Source organism: Pseudohongiella spirulinae (assembly GCF_001444425.1).
GTDB classification, from domain to species: domain Bacteria; phylum Pseudomonadota; class Gammaproteobacteria; order Pseudomonadales; family Pseudohongiellaceae; genus Pseudohongiella; species Pseudohongiella spirulinae.
Genome location: NZ_CP013189.1, coordinates 1,548,461 through 1,565,976 on the forward strand (window position 1 = coordinate 1,548,461; position 17,516 = coordinate 1,565,976).

The following is a 17,516-nucleotide window of genomic DNA, read 5'->3' on the forward strand; positions in this document are numbered from 1 at the left end:
ATGATTAAGGATGGGGCGTTAATGACGCGATATATTTTCATTACCGGTGGAGTTGTTTCTTCGCTCGGCAAAGGCATCACCTCTGCATCGCTCGGTGCAATTCTCGAAGCACGCGGTCTTAAAGTCACCATGCTGAAACTGGATCCCTATATCAATGTGGATCCCGGGACAATGAGTCCTTTTCAGCACGGTGAAGTGTTTGTAACCGAAGACGGGGCAGAAACTGACCTGGATCTCGGCCACTACGAACGTTTTATTCGCACGACCATGACGGCGCGTAATAACTTTACTACCGGTCGTGTCTACGAAGAGGTGATACGACGTGAGCGCCGTGGCGACTATCTGGGCGCAACGATTCAGGTTATTCCGCATATCACGGATGAGATCAAACGACGCGTGGTGGAAGGAGCCGCAGGTGCCGACGTGGCCCTGGTAGAGATCGGTGGCACAGTGGGTGATATCGAGTCGCAACCGTTTCTTGAAGCTGTCCGTCAAATGCGGGTTGAATTGGGATCGCAACACGCCTTGTTCATGCATCTTACACTGGTGCCTTACATTGCTACGGCCGGTGAGACCAAAACCAAGCCGACACAGCATTCTGTCAAAGAGCTTCGTTCTATTGGTATACAGCCAGATATTCTGATCTGTCGCTCGGAGCACGAAATTGCCGAATCCTCCCGGCGTAAAATCGCGCTGTTCACCAATGTCGATTTACCGGCAGTCGTCTCTTTGCCTGATACCAATACAATTTATCGGGTGCCTTCTCTATTACGTTCGGCGGAGCTGGATGAAATTGTCGTGAAGAAGTTTGGCCTGAATTGTCCACCGGCAGATCTTCGAGAGTGGGATCGGGTTGTTGATGCGAAACTACATCCTGATCAGGAAGTCACGATTGCCATTGTTGGCAAATACATGGAGTTGCTGGATGCCTACAAATCATTGATCGAGGCAGTATCGCATGCCGGAATTCAGACCCGCACCAAGGTTAATATTCGATATATTGACTCCAGCGACGTCAAGGTTCATGGCACAGGGCTGCTGGATGGAGTGCATGCCATATTGGTTCCTGGAGGTTTTGGGCTTCGAGGTGTGGAAGGCAAGATACTGACTGTTCAGTACGCCCGGGAGAATCGCATCCCTTATCTTGGGATATGTCTGGGTATGCAGGTTGCGGTTATCGAGTATGCCCGCAACGTAGCCGGTTTGCCGGACGCCCACAGCTCAGAGTTCAAACCTGATTGTAAAGATCCTGTTGTTGCGCTGATCAGTGAATGGACAACGGCCGAAGGCGGTGTGGAAACCCGCGATGAGAATTCAGATCTGGGTGGCACCATGCGTCTGGGAGGGCAACAGTGCCGTCTTGAGCCGACATCAACAACTTATCAGTGTTATGGGAAAGATGTGATCGTCGAACGTCACCGGCATCGCTATGAGGTAAACAATACCTACCTTGACACTCTTCAGAATGCCGGTTTGATTATTGCAGGTCGTTCTATGGACGGTGGTCTGGTTGAAGTGATAGAGGTGCCAGATCACCCATGGTTTGTAGCTTGTCAGTTCCATCCTGAATTTACCTCCACGCCACGTGACGGTCACCCTCTGTTTAAAGGTTTCATAGAGGCAGCGCTGACTCATCAGGCCAAGGAAAAGTCATGAGCATGGACTCGCCTGCAAAGCATTTGCGTCTTAACGAATCAGTTGTTTTTGGTAATGATTTACCGTTTGTGCTGGTTGGCGGCATGAATGTTCTTGAGTCGCATCAGCTTGCGATGGAAGTGGCTAATGAGTTTGTCCGGGTGTGCGAGAAGCTTGGCATCCCTTATGTGTTCAAAGCCTCGTTTGACAAGGCGAATCGCTCTTCGATTCATTCTTACCGTGGTCCGGGTCTGGAAAACGGGCTCAAGATTTTACAGGATATTAAAACTCGTTTTAACGTTCCGGTATTGACCGACGTGCATGAGCCCATGCAGGCGGCGGCCGTTGCTCAAGTGGCAGATATCATTCAGTTGCCGGCATTTTTGTCGCGTCAGACTGATCTGGTTGTTGCGATGGCCAGAACAGGTGCTTTTATTAATATTAAAAAAGCGCAGTTCCTGGCACCACAGGAGATGCAACACATTCTGCGCAAGTTCGAAGAGGCCGGTAACACTAAACTGATGCTGTGCGAGCGCGGTTCCAGCTTTGGATATAACAATCTGGTAGTTGATATGCTGGGCTTTTCAGTGATGAAAAAGTTCGCCTATCCAGTCATGTTTGATGTGACTCACGCCTTACAGAAACCCGGCGGTTTGGCGACCAGTGCTGATGGTCGTCGGGCGGACGTGACACAATTGGCCAGAGCAGGCATGTCACAGGGGCTGGCTGCACTGTTTGTTGAGGCTCACCCGGATCCGGACCAGGCCCTGTGTGATGGGCCGTGTGCACTACGACTGAATAAACTGGAAGCGTTTCTACAACAGATCAAAGCTATCGATGAGCTGGTGAAGTCCTTCCCGGCTGTGGATACCAATTAAAATATTTATTGCTTTAAGAGATCAGGAAAAAACTATGGCGATTATTAAAGATATCAAGGCAAGGGAAGTTCTGGATTCGCGCGGTAACCCAACCGTCGAGGCAGACGTCCTGCTGGACTCGGGTGTGATCGGAACTGCCTGCGCGCCTTCCGGAGCATCCACTGGCTCCCGAGAGGCGCTGGAACTTCGTGACAAGGATACATCACGCTATGGTGGCAAGGGTGTGCTGAAGGCGGTGGGGCATATCAATAATGAAATCCGTGAAGCGTTGGTGGGGCGCGATGCAGATCATCAGTCGGTGATTGATCAGTGCATGATTGACCTGGATGCCACACCCAACAAGGCGAATTTAGGTGCCAATGCAATTCTTGCCGTGTCACTGGCGGCCGCCAAAGCGGCGGCCCAGTCGAATAATCTGCCTTTGTATGCCTGGATCGCGCAATTAAATGGCAGCCGTGATGCCATGTCGCTGCCTGTGCCGATGATGAATATCATTAACGGCGGGGAGCACGCCGATAACAATGTGGACATACAGGAGTTCATGGTTCAGCCAGTTGGCGCACCAACATTCGCTGAAGCGTTGCGATATGGAGCGGAAATATTCCACAGTCTCAAGTCGGTGCTAAAAGCGCAGGGACTCAGTACGGCAGTTGGAGATGAGGGCGGCTTTGCACCGGATCTTCCTTCAAATGCGGCGGCTCTGGATGCGATTCTTACAGCCGTTGACAAGACCGGTCTGAAAATGGGCAGTGACATCCGTCTTGCTCTGGATTGTGCATCGTCCGAGTTCTACCGTGATGGCAAGTACAACCTGAAGGGCGAGAATAAGGTTTATGATGCTGCAGGATTCGTTGACTATTTGTCAGACCTGGCGCGTCAGTACAATATTCTGTCAATTGAAGATGGTATGGATGAGAGTGACTGGGATGGCTGGGCCTTGCTGACTCGCAAAATAGGTAGCAGTGTTCAGTTGGTAGGTGACGACCTGTTTGTGACAAACACGGAAATTCTGGCACGTGGCATTGAGCAGAAAATCGCCAATTCGATTTTGATCAAGTTCAATCAGATCGGTAGCCTGACCGAGACATTGGCGGCCATCCGTATGGCGCGTGAAGCCGGTTACACCGCTGTTATTTCGCATCGTTCAGGTGAGACAGAAGATACGACAATTGCTGATCTGGCTGTTGCTACGGGTGCCGGTCAGATCAAAACAGGTTCTTTGTGTCGCTCGGACCGGGTTGCCAAGTATAATCGTCTGTTAAGAATTGAGCAGGAGCTGGGAGCCAGAGCGATTTATCGGGGCATACAGGAGTTCAGTCAGTTCAATTGAAACCATCGGTCAACCCGCGGAGGTCGACATGAAGATGCTTGTTTCCGGCCTGGTAGTGTTACTGATTCTGCTGCAATGGCGATTGTGGGCAGGTGACGGAGGTATCCGCGAGCATCGACTGCTGGAACAGCAATTGATGGCGCAGCAGGCAGAAAATGAGCAACTTCGCCAACGTAACCAGATGCTGGAGCATGAGGTGCGTGATCTGAAAAATGGCGTTGACGCCATAGAAGAAAGAGCCCGAAGTGACCTGGGAATGATTCGCGAAGGTGAAACCTTCTATATGTTGATTGAATAGCGTATGGCCATTCATGCAGTAGTGCCTGCGGCAGGCCAGGGCAGTCGAATGCAGTCGGACAGCCCCAAACAGTACCTTGATCTGGCGGGCAGGTCGGTGCTGGAGCGGACATTGGAGGTTCTGTTGCAGATTCCTGAGCTAGCCTCGGTGACCGTTGTTCTGAATCCGGACGACACACAGGGCCCGGCACTGGTTGAACGTTTATCGCGGGATAATAAAACGCTGCTCAGGGGATTGCCTGGAGGGCAGGAACGCTGGCAGAGTGTGGCAAACGCTCTGCAATACCTGCATGATAGCGGGTGTGGCGCTGATTGGGTGTTGGTGCACGATGCAGCCAGACCCTGTGTCCTGTCCGCTGATATTAGAGCTCTGATTGCTGCGTGTGAATTGACCGGAGTTTGCGGTGGTTTATTGGCGGTACCAGTAACAGATACTCTGAAACGGGTTGATGAATCAGGTCATGTGCAAGAGACACCGGATCGCAGCGGGGTTTGGGCCGCCTGCACGCCTCAGATGTTTCGAGTCAATGCGCTTCTGGATGCGCTTGTGCAATGCCGCTTGCGAGGACTCAACGTCACCGACGAAGCGTCTGCCATGGAGTTGCAAGGATACTCTCCAGTCGTTGTTCGATGTCACAGGCACAATATTAAAATTACCTATCCAGAAGACTTGCCGCTGGCTGCTTTAATTCTGCAGGCACAAACATCAGCCGGCGATCGTATTGCAGATAATTTTCAGGCGCTTTTATGACTCAACTTTCGGACATACGTATTGGGCACGGATATGACGCCCATCGATTTGCTGAACCTGAAGATCAACGGCCCCTGATGCTGGGCGGCGTTCACATTCCGCATGACCGTGGGCTGCTTGCCCATTCTGATGGTGATGCCCTGATTCATGCCTTGTGTGATGCGTTGCTTGGCGCGTTGGGCAGGGGTGATATTGGTCGCCATTTTCCGGATAACGACGCCAGTTATAAGGACGTTGATAGCTGTGTTCTACTGACACAGGTAATGAGCATGGTGCACAAAGAGGGCTGGCGGCTGGTTAACACGGATTTGACAATTCTGGCGCAGGAGCCCCGCATGTCACCCCATATTGAGGCCATGAGAGAACAGATGGCCGGACTGCTGAGCGTTTCAGCTGAATGTGTCAATGTAAAAGCATCAACAACTGAAGGCATGGGTTTTGTCGGACGCCGTGAAGGTATAGAAACTCATGCAGTGGTGTTGCTTGGCCGCTAACTTGCAGATCCACCCCGCAGACCTGAGTAACTTGATGCACAATTTGCCTCGCGCTTATGGGCAGGTTGCTGTGCAGGGCTTATTTAAGCAACGTCCCGAGGATTTCAGAGTAACAGAGCAACTCGGTTTTACCTGCAGCGGTGAAGGCGAGCACCTTTGGGTTCGTATCCAGAAAATTGCTCTGAATACTGTTGAAGTGGCTGATCGGCTTGCCAGAGCAGCCGGTGTAAGCAACAGGGAGGTCAGCTATTCCGGACTTAAGGACCGGCAGGGAGTGTGCTCACAATGGTTCAGTATACATAATGCCGCCTTGCGTCCTGAGCAATTAAGAATCTGTGAGAATGACAATCTGCGTATTATGGAAGTTGTCAGGAACGGCCGTAAATTACGCCGAGGAGCACACAAAGGCAATTCGTTTTATATCCGGATTCGTCAGCTTTCCGGGTCTGAGTACAGGCAGAATTTGCTAAACAGGCTGATGCTGATTCAGCAAGGCGGTGTTCCCAATTATTTTGGCGAGCAACGCTTCGGCTACGACAACCTGAACAAGGCGACAGCGCTTTTTGAAGGAAAAGTGGGTAGAATTTCCCGCCATCAACGTGGACTGCTGCTTTCCTCAGCTCGCTCCGCCCTCTTTAATGTGTTGCTGGCGAACCGGGTTGAGACCGGAACCTGGAACAGCAGACTGTCAGGTGATGTATTCAATCTTGAAGGCACGGCCAGTGTTTTTGCCGATGAGCAGAATGATCCGAAAATTGATGATCGCCTGGCGGAACTTGATATACACCCGACTGGTCCCATGTGGGGGGCGGGCGAGCTGAAAACGCAAGGCGAGGCAAAGGCGCTTGAAGAAGACTTGCTGGCTCACTGGCCGATATATTGCCAGGGTCTTCAGCGTCTGGGGCTTAAACAGGAACGGCGCAGTTTGCGTCTGGCCGTGAAGAGTTTACACTATTGTTTTTGCGCCGATGACAGCCTGGAGCTGTCTTTCAATCTACCGACAGGTACCTATGCAACTGCAGTTCTTCATGAGTTGCTGGGGTATCAGACACAGAAGTAACAGATTGTGAATACACCAAACCTTGCCGGTATCGGCATGACGTCCCAGCGAACCCGAGAGCGGATGATAGCGTCCCTGCTCGATAAAGGCATCAAGAACTGGGCAGTACTTGATGTGATGCGAACTACACCCCGCCATATTTTTCTGGATGAAGCGCTTGCACACCGAGCCTACGAGGATACGGCCCTGCCAATTGGATTCAGCCAGACAATCTCACAACCCTATGTGGTGGCGCGCATGACCGAGGCGGTCCTGGCCGGGCGTAGCGGGCGTCTATCGCGTGTGCTTGAAATTGGCACAGGTTGCGGCTATCAGACAGCCATTATCGCGCAACTGGCCGATCGTGTCTGGAGTGTCGAACGGATACAGCCCTTGCTGGATAAGGCCCGCAAGAACCTGGGGCTGCTAAAAATCCGTAATGTTCGCAGCAAACATGATGACGGCAGTCTGGGTTGGCCCGAGTATGGTCCTTTTGACGCCATTATCGCGGCAGCAGCACCTCAACAGGTTCCGGAGGAGTTGTTGCAGCAACTGGCTGATGGCGGGAGATTGGTGATTCCGGTTGGCAGCGAACGGGGCGGCCAGGAGTTAAGACTGATTGAGCGCTCCGCAGACGAATTTCACACACAGATTCTGGAGGCGGTCAATTTTGTGCCGCTTTATTTGGGACAGGTTCAGTATTAAATGGACATAAACGGCAAAGCTCGCATCAGTCTGTTTCTGAAAGGCATGGCCATGGGTATTGCCGATGCGGTCCCGGGTGTATCCGGTGGCACAATAGCCGTGATCAGCGGAATTTACGAAAATCTGGTAAATGCACTGCGCTCCTGTAATCCCGTCTCCTTGCAGGTGCTTTGGCGACGTGGTCCCGCTGCATTCTGGCGGACGATTCATGGTTCTTTTTTGCTGACGCTGGGGCTTGGCATCTTAAGCAGCCTGATAATCATGGCTAACGCAGTGATCTGGCTGCTGGACCATCATCGGTTGCTGGTGATGGCGTTTTTTATAGGATTGATATTGGCATCCTGTTTTTTGTTGAGTAAACAAATCAGCCGCTGGGATGTGCGTGCGCTGTGCCTGTTTGGGGCTGGCTTTTTATTAACGGCTGTGACCGCCTGGTTTAATCCGGTGTCGGGCAGCGATCATCTTTTTTACGTGTTTGTGAGTGGTGCGATAGCCATTTGTGCCATGATTCTGCCAGGAATATCCGGGGCCTTTATACTGATTCTGCTGGGCATGTATGAGTATGTGCTGGACGCGTTACGACAAATGGATCTGTTAGTGATAGCTGTTTTTGCATCTGGCTGTGCAATTGGTCTTCTTGGTTTTTCACATGTCCTGTCGTGGACTTTTTATTATTATCGAGAGCAGACCTATGCCACACTGACAGGCATGCTGGCCGCCTCTTTGCTGGTACTGTGGCCTGGTCAGCAAGTTGCCGACTCAAGCTTGTCAGGCATTGTTGCCGCTACAGGCCTGGCATGTCTGGGGGGAGCACTCATTGTTTTGTTTGCGAAACTGTCGGCAAAATCCCTATCAGAGGACGGGGCTGTCACATGAAAAAAATGCCTTTGCTGTTCATGTCTTTCTTGTTGGTCCTGGGTTGTGCCAGTTCGTATGAGGCGCCGATTGATGACAGGAGTGACCAGCTGGTTCGTGAGCGCGCTGTTATCATTGAAAGTGGCCAGTCAATAGAAAGCACTGCGCGTAGAACGCCGGCCAGCGTGACTTCTTCATCGGGCGCCGGGCAGGATACTGTCGGGTCCAGTGAAACTGTGGTGAGGGCTGTTACTGTCGGCGGGGGTATTCGACGGGTGACTGAGCGGGTAGTCAGTGAAACAGGTTCATCCGCTCAGGACTCAACCCTGGCGGCGCAGACGCATGTTGTCGTGCGAGGTGACACCTTGTATTCGATTGCCTGGAATTATGATCTGGACGTCCGCACGCTGGCGTTGATAAATCAGCTAAATCCGCCGTACACAATTTTCCCGGGTCAACGTCTGCGCGTAAGCGCCGATGATGTGGCCAGTTCTACACTCAGCCAGATGCCATCGATTCCTGCTTCACCCGCCGGCGAGGAGAACATAAGCAGAGCGGGCAATCGACCCCAGTCGGCGATAGATGCCAGACGCACTGGCAGCGTTAATACCCGACAGGTTGACGGTGTTACCTGGCAATGGCCTGCTGATGGTCGCTTGCTTGCTACCTTCACCGCGAATGGAGCGAGTCGAGGGCTTGATATCGCAGGCATGCGCGGAGATCCCGTATATGCGGCTGCTGATGGCGATGTGGTTTATGCGGGGCAGGGGATTCAGGGTGCCGGCAATCTGATTATTCTTCGCCACAGCGCACGCTTTCTCAGTGCCTATATGCACAATAGCCTGATGCTGGTTCAGGAAGGTGATCGCATCCGAGCCGGTGACAAAATTGCAGAATTCGGCACGGGTCCCACCGGTCGTGACATGCTGCACTTTGAGGTCCGGGTTGATGGCAAGCCCGCTGATCCGGTGCAGTTTTTGCCTGCAAGGTAAGTAATATTGGCATTGTGACATGGCTCACAATTCGCTAAACCGGTAGTTGATTCATTTCTTCGGTGTGTTAGCGTAACGATCGTTCGTTTAAAAACACACACAAGGAATGGTTGTTGATATGGATTATTCGATCGCGGCATTGGATGCCGAAACCAGCTATATTCGTGATATTTCCCGCTTTCGTGTTCTCAAATTTGATGACGAAGTAAACCTGGCCAGAGCCTCGCGTCAGGGCTGTGAGCATGGTCGGCAGGCGATGATCCGGCATAATTTGCGATTGGTTGTCAGCATGGCGCGCCGTTACCGCAATCGCGGTCTGGCATTGATGGATCTGGTCGAAGAGGGCAATCTTGGATTGATAACAGCCGTTGATAAATACGACCCCGAGCGGGGTTATCGTTTTTCTACTTATGCGACCTGGTGGATACGTCAAAATATTGAACGGGCAATCATGAATCATGCGCGCAATGTCCGGCTGCCGGTTCACGTCATCAAGAATATCAGTCAGTGTCGACGACAGCAGCAGAAGCTGTATGCAGAGCTGGGACGTGAGCCGAGCAGAACCGAGCTGGCGGAATACGTCAATATGCCGCTGGCGACTCTGGATGCTTTGCTGGATTGCCACGAGTCCAGTCAGGATGCAGCAATGATTGTTCCTGAGCCTGACGAGCTGTGTGCTCGCGAGTATCTCGACAGAATCTCACCTGTAGATCCGGCGGAACACATCTACGCGGAGTCACGAGACCGGACGTTGAAGAGATGGGTATCAGCACTCAACAAAAGACAGCGCGCTGTGATAGAACGCCGTTATGGCCTGAATGGACACAAGGCTGACACGCTGGAAAATGTTGGTCTCGAGATCTGCCTGACGCGAGAACGTGTCAGGCAGTTGCAAATCGAGGGATTGAGACGCCTCAGACGAATGGCGAACGCCGAGGGGTGTGATCTGGATTCATTCCTGTAGTCGATGTTCTGAGCTATCAGCCCTTGACCAGGTGCTCGATTTTGCCAGGCACGCCGTTCCATTTTTCGGCATCGTCCATTGGCGGTTTCATCTGGGTAATGTTGGGCCATTTTTCGGCAAGTTCAGCATTCAGATCCAGGAACTGTTTCTGATCATCAGGTAGTTCATCTTCGGCAAAGATGGCATCCACAGGACATTCTGGTTCACAAAGAGCGCAATCGATGCACTCATCCGGATGTATTACCAGAAAATTGGGTCCCTCATAAAAGCAGTCAACCGGGCAGACTTCCACACAATCAGTGTGTTTACAGTTGATACAATTTTCACCGACTACAAATGTCATGTTGTGTTCCAGTCCTGTATTAGCGATGCGTCTTGAAAACGAAGCGGCATTATAAGGTACCTTGCTGCTATCGGCAAAGACCTCAGGTGTTTTGACTGCCAAGCCTCAGGAGCAGCTCTGTTTGAGTTGATATAGCAGATCCATGGCCTGGCGAGGTGTCAGAGCGTCAGGATCGAGCTCTCTCAGCCTGTCAACTACTGGATGATCCGGTGATACAAACAGATCATCCTGTATGGGACCCTGGCACGACAGCGCAGGTTTGCCGGCCAGCTTTTCGAGAGCCAGTAATTTTTGGCGTGCCTGCTGGATGACATCCGGCGGTATGCCTGCCAGTTGGGCAACCTGCAGCCCATAGCTCTGATTGGCCGGACCCGGTTTTACCGTGTGCATAAAAACGATACCTTGCTGGTGTTCAGTGGCATCAAGGTGCACGTTGTCGATTTGCGGGTAAGAGTCGGCTAATACAGTCAGCTCAAAATAATGGGTTGCAAAAAGGGTCAATGCACCGATTTTATCGGCGATATGCAAGGCGCAGGCCCAGGCCAGTGATAAACCGTCGAATGTAGATGTACCGCGGCCAACCTCATCCATCAGCACAAGACTGTTGGCTGAGGCATTATGCAAAATATTGGCAGTCTCGGTCATTTCGACCATAAAGGTAGAGCGCCCGCCAGCCAGATCGTCGGATGAGCCTATGCGGGTGAAAATCCGGTCAATCGGTCCGATTGAGGCGGCGCTGGCAGGTACATGGCTGCCGCAAAAAGCCAGCAGCACGATGAGCGCGGTCTGCCTCATATAGGTAGATTTTCCGCCCATATTCGGACCGGTAATAATCAACATCTGTCGCTGTGCGCTCAAATGCGTGTCATTGGCAACAAATTGTGTTTCCAGAACCTGCTCGACAACCGGGTGGCGGCCCTGAGTGATATTGACTTCTGTGTGCTCGACCAGGACAGGCTGGACCCAGTTCAGATTCAGTGCCCGATCGGCAAAATTACAAAGCACGTCAAGTTCCGCCAGTGCAGCTGCCGAGCCTTGCAGTTCCGCAAGAAATTCTCCGGCTTCCTGCATAAGCCGGTCGTAAAGATCTTTTTCGCGCGCCAGCGCCTTACTGTTGGCGCTGAGGACTTTATCCTCGAATGTTTTAAGCTCCGGGGTAATAAAACGTTCGGCATTCTTCAGGGTCTGGCGACGCTGGTATTCAGCGGGCATCTGTTCTGCCTGCGCTTTGCTGACCTCTATGAAGTAACCGTGAACACGGTTATAACCGACTTTCAGAGTACTCAGGCCAGTGCGCTGCTTCTCGCGCAGCTCCAGATCAATCAGATATTGTCCGGCATTAGAGCTCAGGCTGCGTAATTCATCCAGTTGGGCATCGTAACCCTCAGCAATGACGCCGCCTTCTCGAATAACAACCGGTGGGTTTGCAACGAGCGCGTGACTCAGTAGCTGACAAAGCTGCGGAAATTCGCTGATCCGCTGAGCCAGTTTTTTAACTCTGTCGCTTTGCGTTGCCCGAGATGCGGTGGTCAGAATCTGCTGAAGCTCTGGCAGTGCTGCCAGAGCGTCACGCAGGCGGGCCATGTCACGCGGCCGAGCGCTGCCCAGCGCCACCCGCGCCAGGATGCGCTCAAGGTCGCCAATTTTTTTTAATATCGGTTGTATGGTTTCAAAGTGGTAGTTCTGCAGCAGGTCGGCAACAGTTTGCTGGCGATGTCTCAGTTCTGTGCCAAAGCGCAGCGGCCGGTTAAGCCAGCGGTTCAACAGGCGGCTGCCCATTGTTGTTGCTGTCTTGTCTATGACCGACATCAGCGTATTGCCGGACCCGCCATTGAGGTTGCGGTCAATTTCCAGGTTGCGGCGACTGGCAGCATCCAGAATCAGGGCGTCGTCAGGCTGTTCAACCTGGACAGTCTGGATATGCGGCAGTTCCGAACGCTGAGTGTCCTTTACATAGCTCAGCAGGGCTCCGGCGGCGCGTATAGCCTGTAATCGGTGCTCAAAGTCAAAGCCCCGCAGGTCCCGTGATCTGAAATGGGAGGTCAGTTGCCGGTAACATGTATCAGTGTCAAATTCCCAGACCGGTCGGCGCCGCGCTCCGATTCGTGAGCTGATCTCTGCGGGCAATGAGAGACTGTCGTCGAATAGCAACTCGGACGGTTGTAACCTTTCCACCTCAGCCAGCATGGCTTCATGGCCGCTGACCTCGCACACCCTGAAGCGGCCGCCGCTGACATCCATCCAGGCCAGACCATATTCAGGCCTGGAAGATGAGGTTTTATGTCCTGTCACGGCTAATACTATGCAGTCACGGCGCTCTTTCAGAAGCGCCTCATCGCTGACAGTGCCCGGGGTAACAATTCTCACCACCTGACGCTCCACCGGCCCTTTGCTGGTGGCAGGGTCGCCTGTTTGCTCACAGATTGCAACGGAGAAGCCCAGTTCAACCAGCCTGGCCAGATAACGCTCGGCTGAATGATATGGAACTCCGCACATAGGAATTGGTTTGCCGTCCGAATGACCTCTTGCTGTCAGCGTAATATCCAGCAATTCTGCGGCCTTGGTAGCATCGTCAAAAAACAGCTCGTAGAAATCACCCATACGATAGAACAACAGATGTTCGGGCTGCTGGGCCTTGATGCGTAGAAACTGTTGCATCATCGGGGTGTGTGCGGAGAGATCCGAAGTGGTCAAAACGGCATCCTGCTGCTGGAGATGGGTGGCTATTATAGACATAGCGACGTGAAAATCGAACTGCTGCAAACCGTACAGTTTTTTCACATCGAATGCTAGACTGCGCGCCATGGACACTCATATTTGCACCCTCGCAGAATCCATAGGCAGCTTACTGCTCCGGCGCGGTTCCAGCGTAAGTACAGCGGAATCCTGTACCGGAGGCTGGATAGCACAGGCACTGACTGCCATACCCGGTAGTTCCGGCTGGTTTCATCTCGGACTTGTTACCTATGCAAACAGTGCGAAACATGCGTTTTTGCAGGTACCACTCAGCTATCTTGAAGGTGATCAGGCTCCCGGTGCGGTGAGCAGAGAAACCGTTGAGCAGATGGCTCGTGGTGCTCTGGAGGCTGCAGACTCGGATTTTGCCATCGCCAGTAGTGGAATTGCAGGTCCGGGAGGAGGTTCTGTCAGTAAGCCTGTGGGTACTGTCTGGCTGGCCTGGGCGTGGCGTCGCGATGGCGGGACTGCGGCAGTGGCGGCACGGGAATTCCTGTTTTCAGGCGACCGGGAGAGCATTCGACGTCAGTCTGTTATTGCGGCACTCGAAGGCTTGGAGGGTCTGCTGCGGGACGGTCGGATAAAAAATATATAATACTGGTTGAATATACAGTACCGCTCTGCTTTAATAACTTTAACACGTATATCATCAATTAAATATTAACGGGATATTTCTAATGGCTGAAGCTCATAATCGCGACCCCAACAAAGAAAAAGCATTGGGTGCTGCATTGGCGCAGATAGAACGCCAGTTCGGCAAGGGTTCCATGATGCGCCTGGGTGATAAAGGCAAGGAGTCTGTGCCTGCCATATCAACCGGATCCCTTGGTCTGGATGTGGCGCTTGGCGTTGGTGGATTGCCGCGCGGGCGTATCGTCGAGATTTATGGTCCAGAGTCTTCGGGTAAAACGACTCTTACTTTGCAGGTTATTGCTGAGTGCCAGAAAGCCGGGGGTACATGCGCCTTCATTGATGCGGAGCACGCACTTGATCCGATCTATGCAGGTAATCTCGGCGTGGATGTTGAAAATTTGCTTGTCAGTCAGCCAGATACAGGAGAACAGGCTCTGGAAATCTGCGATATGATTGTCCGCTCGGGTGCCGTTGATGTCGTTGTAGTGGATTCTGTGGCAGCCCTGACACCGAAAGCAGAAATCGAAGGCGAGATGGGCGATAGTCATATGGGGCTTCAGGCCAGGCTCATGTCGCAGGCACTGCGTAAAATGACCGCCAACATCAAAAATTCCAATACGCTGGTTATTTTTATTAACCAGATCCGTATGAAAATCGGTGTCATGTTCGGTTCACCGGAAACAACCACGGGTGGTAATGCGCTGAAGTTCTATGCCTCTGTGCGCCTTGATATTCGCCGAATCGGCTCGATTAAGGAGGGTGACGAGGTCGTGGGTAACGAAACTCGGGTGAAAGTTGTCAAGAACAAGGTGGCGCCACCCTTCCGGCAGACCGAGTTCCAGATCATGTACGGTAAGGGGATCTATCGTATGGGTGAAATCATCGACCTGGGTGTAAAACTGAATCTACTCGATAAGTCAGGTGCCTGGTATGCCTATAACGGCGAAAAAATAGGACAAGGCAAAAAGAATGTAGGCACCTACCTGGAAGAGAATCCTGATCTTGCACAGGAGCTTGAAAGTAAAATCAGAGCTCAGTTGCTGGGTGGTAATACGCTGTTAGCGGGATCTGACTCCGAAGCTGTCGAAGCGGATGCCGACTGATACTTCCGCTGCTCGCGACACTTATCTGAAGCTGAGGCGCCGGGCCATGGATTACCTGGCACGGCGCGAGCACAGCAGGTTACAACTGCAACGCAAGTTGAGGAATAAGTTTCCGGACAGTCAAGAGTCCGAGATAGATCAGGTTCTCAATGAGCTGGAGTCCGACAAGTTGTTGTCCGACGAGCGGTTCGCAGAGTCCTATTGTTACAGTAAGTCTGCTCGCGGATATGGACCTTTATACATCCGTCATCAGCTCTCGCGGTCAGGTCTGTCTTCCGGCATCATTGATCGGTTGTTGCAGTCCTTTGATGAGGATTTTTGGGTCGAGAGACTGGCAGAATTTCTTGCTCGAAAACGCATATATGAATGGCCCGAATTTGGTAGTCCGGAATGGCAGCGTACGAATAGACTTGTGTTAAGCAGGGGATTTTCTGCAGAGCATATCAAGGCGATATCTGCATTACCTGGCCTTGATTAGATGCCCGCGATCTCATCTTTCAATACTGCCAGTCGGGCCAGCAGTTTGTTTTGTGCGGCTATTGGAGAGCCTGATTCATCCATGGCCGTGATCAGGTTTTCTACGATTGCGTTAAACTCTGCATCGCTGATTTGCATTCCTGCGTGCGTGTCAATCATTGAATCTCCAGTATAAACACATGGGCCATTAGCCAGTACACAGAAGTGTTCGGTAATTTTTTCTCTGAAGCGTTCAACGTTGGAGTCAGCAAAACGCTCAAAGACTCTGTTGTCAAACGCGATTTCTACGATAAAACGGTCGACAATTTCCTCGATACCCGAGCTTCCCCCGAGTTCCTCATACAGAGTCCGCCCAGAGTCAGCACTCATACAGGCACTCACTAAACCAAGGTAAACTGACAAGCAAGCAATTCGTATCATAATGTTGCCTGTAATGATAGATAAACCCCTCTTTGATCTCTCGCGCCAGCGATAGCCCCCAAATCAACCCAGGCCCCTGTGACGGAGACATGCTTGTTTATGAACCAGGCCACAAACAGGTCGCGGGCATGCTCTTCGCGAATCGCGTTCAGGTTGTCCTTTTTTTGGCGAAATTCCAGGCCTACCGCTATGTTACGATTGAGGAAAACGGCTGTCGCAATTTCTGTAGTCAGTTTGCCTGACTCTGCATCACCTCCATGCCCCAGAAGTCCGAACTGATTCTGCTTTCCATATCTGATGTTGACGTTCAGTAGCGTCGTCCGATGTGCCAGACCGTCTAGCCAGACTTTGCCTGCGCTCAACAGGAAATCTGTGCCGGTGTCATCACGAGCTCCGACAGAGGAGGCGATTTGGTTGTCGGCCAACGCACCGTGCTCAAAACTAAGTGTGATCTGTGGGGCAGAGCCATAAAGCAGGTCCCCCAGAATTTTATAGCTGGCGGTGAATTTGTCCTGTTGTATCTCCGCCCCAGTATTTTTGATCCTGAAAGATTGGTTGGCATAAGCCAGCTCAAATCTGTCTCCGATCGCGATGGCGGCACCATCGACTGTCAATCTGTAATCATCGAGCCATACGCTTGTTTTAAACAGGTTCAGGCCTTTCTGTCCTGAGCTGGCGTAGGTCCCAATAGTTGCCCAGGGAAAAAGCCCGCCACCGCTTGCTCCTGACAGGCTGCTGACAGCGCCTGTTCCCAGGATCTTGCCCTGGCGGGTAGTTGCACTATGTTCACCTGATCTGCTTGCTGATGCCGAAGACGAAAACAACAGCACACAAATCAAGATAACAAGAAGAGACAAGGATTTCCCGGTATTCACGGTGCATCCTGACGAAGAGCACGAAAGCCTAAAGTTTGTTGCGGACTTTGTATGTCAAGTTGGATCGTCACATCCTGGCCATTCAGGTCTGTGGAGTTGATAACCTGGCGGTTATCTGTAGTCTGAAGCCACGGGTGCCAGAGGTGCACTTCATTGATATGTTGCGGAATTGTGACGCTGACTTTTCCATGCTCGTCAGTCTGATACCAGGTTGCCCAGGACGAAACGTACACATAAGCGACCATGCTGTCGTGAATATTACAGCCCAGAACAGCAATGCCGGGCTGCTCAAACGTGACCGGATCGATGTTCTCATTGGCGTAAAGCGGTGTAGAGAATTGTTTTATTTCAGAAAAAGAATAAACGTGATGGCGAACATTGTCACTATTCGGAAAGCTGACTGATTGTCCAGGGTTAATCGCCCTGATCATGGGAACAAAGGTGCGGTTGATCTGATCAATAATGCTGATACCTCCGCTTACTTCAGTAGCCTCTTCATCGTGGAGTTCAATGACCAGCCCCGCCACAGGTTCGCCGTTTCCGTCAATAAAACGAAAATCCTGTTGCGCAATAACACTTGTTGATACCGATAGCAGCACCAACGGGGGCATCAAAATCATTGAATTAGCAGGCATTATCAAAACTCATGATTATTGGCATTGTAATACCGTAAAATACTGCCTATCTTGGGCGTCAGATTCAACCACTATCGACACCTTTGCAGCAACAATATGCGGTTTCCGAGTATCCAGTCACGTTTCATCTTGCTTATGCTGATATTTTTGCTGCCCACCCTGAGTGTGATTTACTGGTTTGTGGCACGAGAAAATATCAAGTACACCGACCAGACAATCAACTCATATCTGGATATTGGCGTTCAGGTTTTTGACTTTAATCTGGCAGAGCACAGCAATACGCTACTGACTATCAGTAGTGCTCTCACACGAGATTGGGGGTTCCGAAATGCATTTGGAGCCGCTGATACAGAG

At 51.7% G+C, this 17,516-nt stretch carries 19 protein-coding genes; 14 read left to right on the plus strand and 5 right to left on the minus strand.

Annotated elements, in window-relative coordinates; all coding sequences use genetic code 11:
* Window positions 1-21: 21 nt before the first annotated feature.
* From pyrG to PS2015_RS07005, 11 genes are all read left to right on the plus strand, one after another.
* On the plus strand, window positions 22-1,656 hold the full coding sequence (pyrG, locus tag PS2015_RS06955; protein WP_058021537.1) for a CTP synthase: 1,635 nt from the start codon (window positions 22-24) through the stop codon (window positions 1,654-1,656).
* A gap of 2 nt (window positions 1,657-1,658) precedes the next feature.
* A complete protein-coding gene (kdsA, locus tag PS2015_RS06960; protein ID WP_058023192.1) occupies window positions 1,659-2,513 on the plus strand; it encodes a 3-deoxy-8-phosphooctulonate synthase in 855 nt (284 codons plus the stop codon).
* A gap of 34 nt (window positions 2,514-2,547) precedes the next feature.
* Complete coding sequence (eno, locus tag PS2015_RS06965) at window positions 2,548-3,843, plus strand: phosphopyruvate hydratase (protein WP_058021538.1); 1,296 nt, start codon at window positions 2,548-2,550, stop codon at window positions 3,841-3,843.
* A 28-nt stretch (window positions 3,844-3,871) separates the two neighbouring features.
* Window positions 3,872-4,141 (plus strand): cell division protein FtsB, encoded by a 270-nt coding sequence (gene ftsB, locus PS2015_RS06970; protein WP_058021539.1) that lies wholly within the window; start codon window positions 3,872-3,874, stop codon window positions 4,139-4,141.
* Window positions 4,142-4,144: 3 nt separating this feature from the next.
* On the plus strand, window positions 4,145-4,891 hold the full coding sequence (gene ispD, locus PS2015_RS06975; protein ID WP_058021540.1) for a 2-C-methyl-D-erythritol 4-phosphate cytidylyltransferase: 747 nt from the start codon (window positions 4,145-4,147) through the stop codon (window positions 4,889-4,891).
* Window positions 4,892-4,905: 14 nt separating this feature from the next.
* Window positions 4,906-5,385, plus strand: coding sequence for a 2-C-methyl-D-erythritol 2,4-cyclodiphosphate synthase (gene ispF / locus PS2015_RS06980; RefSeq protein WP_058023193.1), 480 nt, complete (start codon window positions 4,906-4,908; stop codon window positions 5,383-5,385).
* A gap of 34 nt (window positions 5,386-5,419) precedes the next feature.
* Window positions 5,420-6,445, plus strand: coding sequence for a tRNA pseudouridine(13) synthase TruD (gene truD / locus PS2015_RS06985; RefSeq protein WP_058021541.1), 1,026 nt, complete (start codon window positions 5,420-5,422; stop codon window positions 6,443-6,445).
* Between the two features lie 36 nt (window positions 6,446-6,481).
* On the plus strand, window positions 6,482-7,129 hold the full coding sequence (locus PS2015_RS06990; protein ID WP_335338269.1) for a protein-L-isoaspartate(D-aspartate) O-methyltransferase: 648 nt from the start codon (window positions 6,482-6,484) through the stop codon (window positions 7,127-7,129).
* Window positions 7,130-8,005: a DUF368 domain-containing protein gene (locus PS2015_RS06995; RefSeq protein WP_058021543.1), complete on the plus strand. Its 876-nt coding sequence runs from the start codon at window positions 7,130-7,132 to the stop codon at window positions 8,003-8,005.
* Window positions 8,002-8,976: a peptidoglycan DD-metalloendopeptidase family protein gene (locus PS2015_RS07000; protein ID WP_058021544.1), complete on the plus strand. Its 975-nt coding sequence runs from the start codon at window positions 8,002-8,004 to the stop codon at window positions 8,974-8,976. Before PS2015_RS06995 ends, PS2015_RS07000 begins: the two co-directional genes overlap by 4 nt.
* Before the next feature lie 118 nt (window positions 8,977-9,094).
* Window positions 9,095-9,940 carry a sigma-70 family RNA polymerase sigma factor gene (locus PS2015_RS07005; protein ID WP_058021545.1) on the plus strand — a complete coding sequence of 282 codons (846 nt, stop codon included), beginning with the start codon at window positions 9,095-9,097 and terminating at the stop codon, window positions 9,938-9,940.
* 16 nt (window positions 9,941-9,956) lie between these two features.
* On the opposite strand, the gene fdxA is transcribed toward PS2015_RS07005, so the two are convergent.
* Window positions 9,957-10,283: a ferredoxin FdxA gene (fdxA, locus tag PS2015_RS07010; protein WP_058021546.1), complete on the minus strand. Its 327-nt coding sequence runs from the start codon at window positions 10,281-10,283 to the stop codon at window positions 9,957-9,959.
* Window positions 10,284-10,388: 105 nt separating this feature from the next.
* Window positions 10,389-13,019 carry a DNA mismatch repair protein MutS gene (mutS, locus tag PS2015_RS07015; RefSeq protein WP_058023194.1) on the minus strand — a complete coding sequence of 877 codons (2,631 nt, stop codon included), beginning with the start codon at window positions 13,017-13,019 and terminating at the stop codon, window positions 10,389-10,391.
* Window positions 13,020-13,086: 67 nt separating this feature from the next.
* On the opposite strand from mutS, the gene PS2015_RS07020 reads away from it, so the two are divergent.
* The 3 genes from PS2015_RS07020 (at window position 13,087) to PS2015_RS16025 (ending at window position 15,233) form a co-directional block, all read left to right on the plus strand.
* Window positions 13,087-13,614 carry a CinA family protein gene (locus PS2015_RS07020; RefSeq protein WP_058021547.1) on the plus strand — a complete coding sequence of 176 codons (528 nt, stop codon included), beginning with the start codon at window positions 13,087-13,089 and terminating at the stop codon, window positions 13,612-13,614.
* Between the two features lie 82 nt (window positions 13,615-13,696).
* Window positions 13,697-14,755: a recombinase RecA gene (gene recA, locus PS2015_RS07025; protein ID WP_058021548.1), complete on the plus strand. Its 1,059-nt coding sequence runs from the start codon at window positions 13,697-13,699 to the stop codon at window positions 14,753-14,755.
* A 46-nt stretch (window positions 14,756-14,801) separates the two neighbouring features.
* Window positions 14,802-15,233 carry a regulatory protein RecX gene (locus tag PS2015_RS16025; RefSeq protein ID WP_169792280.1) on the plus strand — a complete coding sequence of 144 codons (432 nt, stop codon included), beginning with the start codon at window positions 14,802-14,804 and terminating at the stop codon, window positions 15,231-15,233.
* On the opposite strand, the gene PS2015_RS07035 is transcribed toward PS2015_RS16025, so the two are convergent.
* The 3 genes from PS2015_RS07035 to PS2015_RS07045 are packed head-to-tail and all read right to left on the minus strand — an operon-like array spanning window position 15,230 to window position 17,162.
* A complete protein-coding gene (locus PS2015_RS07035; protein WP_237113403.1) occupies window positions 15,230-15,601 on the minus strand; it encodes a group I truncated hemoglobin in 372 nt (123 codons plus the stop codon). The genes PS2015_RS16025 and PS2015_RS07035 overlap by 4 nt on opposite strands.
* A gap of 47 nt (window positions 15,602-15,648) precedes the next feature.
* Window positions 15,649-16,527 carry a DUF3034 family protein gene (locus tag PS2015_RS07040; protein WP_058021551.1) on the minus strand — a complete coding sequence of 293 codons (879 nt, stop codon included), beginning with the start codon at window positions 16,525-16,527 and terminating at the stop codon, window positions 15,649-15,651.
* A complete protein-coding gene (locus PS2015_RS07045; protein ID WP_156412680.1) occupies window positions 16,524-17,162 on the minus strand; it encodes a methylamine utilization protein in 639 nt (212 codons plus the stop codon). The genes PS2015_RS07040 and PS2015_RS07045 overlap by 4 nt, the downstream gene beginning before the upstream one ends.
* Between the last annotated feature and the right edge of the window lie 354 nt (window positions 17,163-17,516).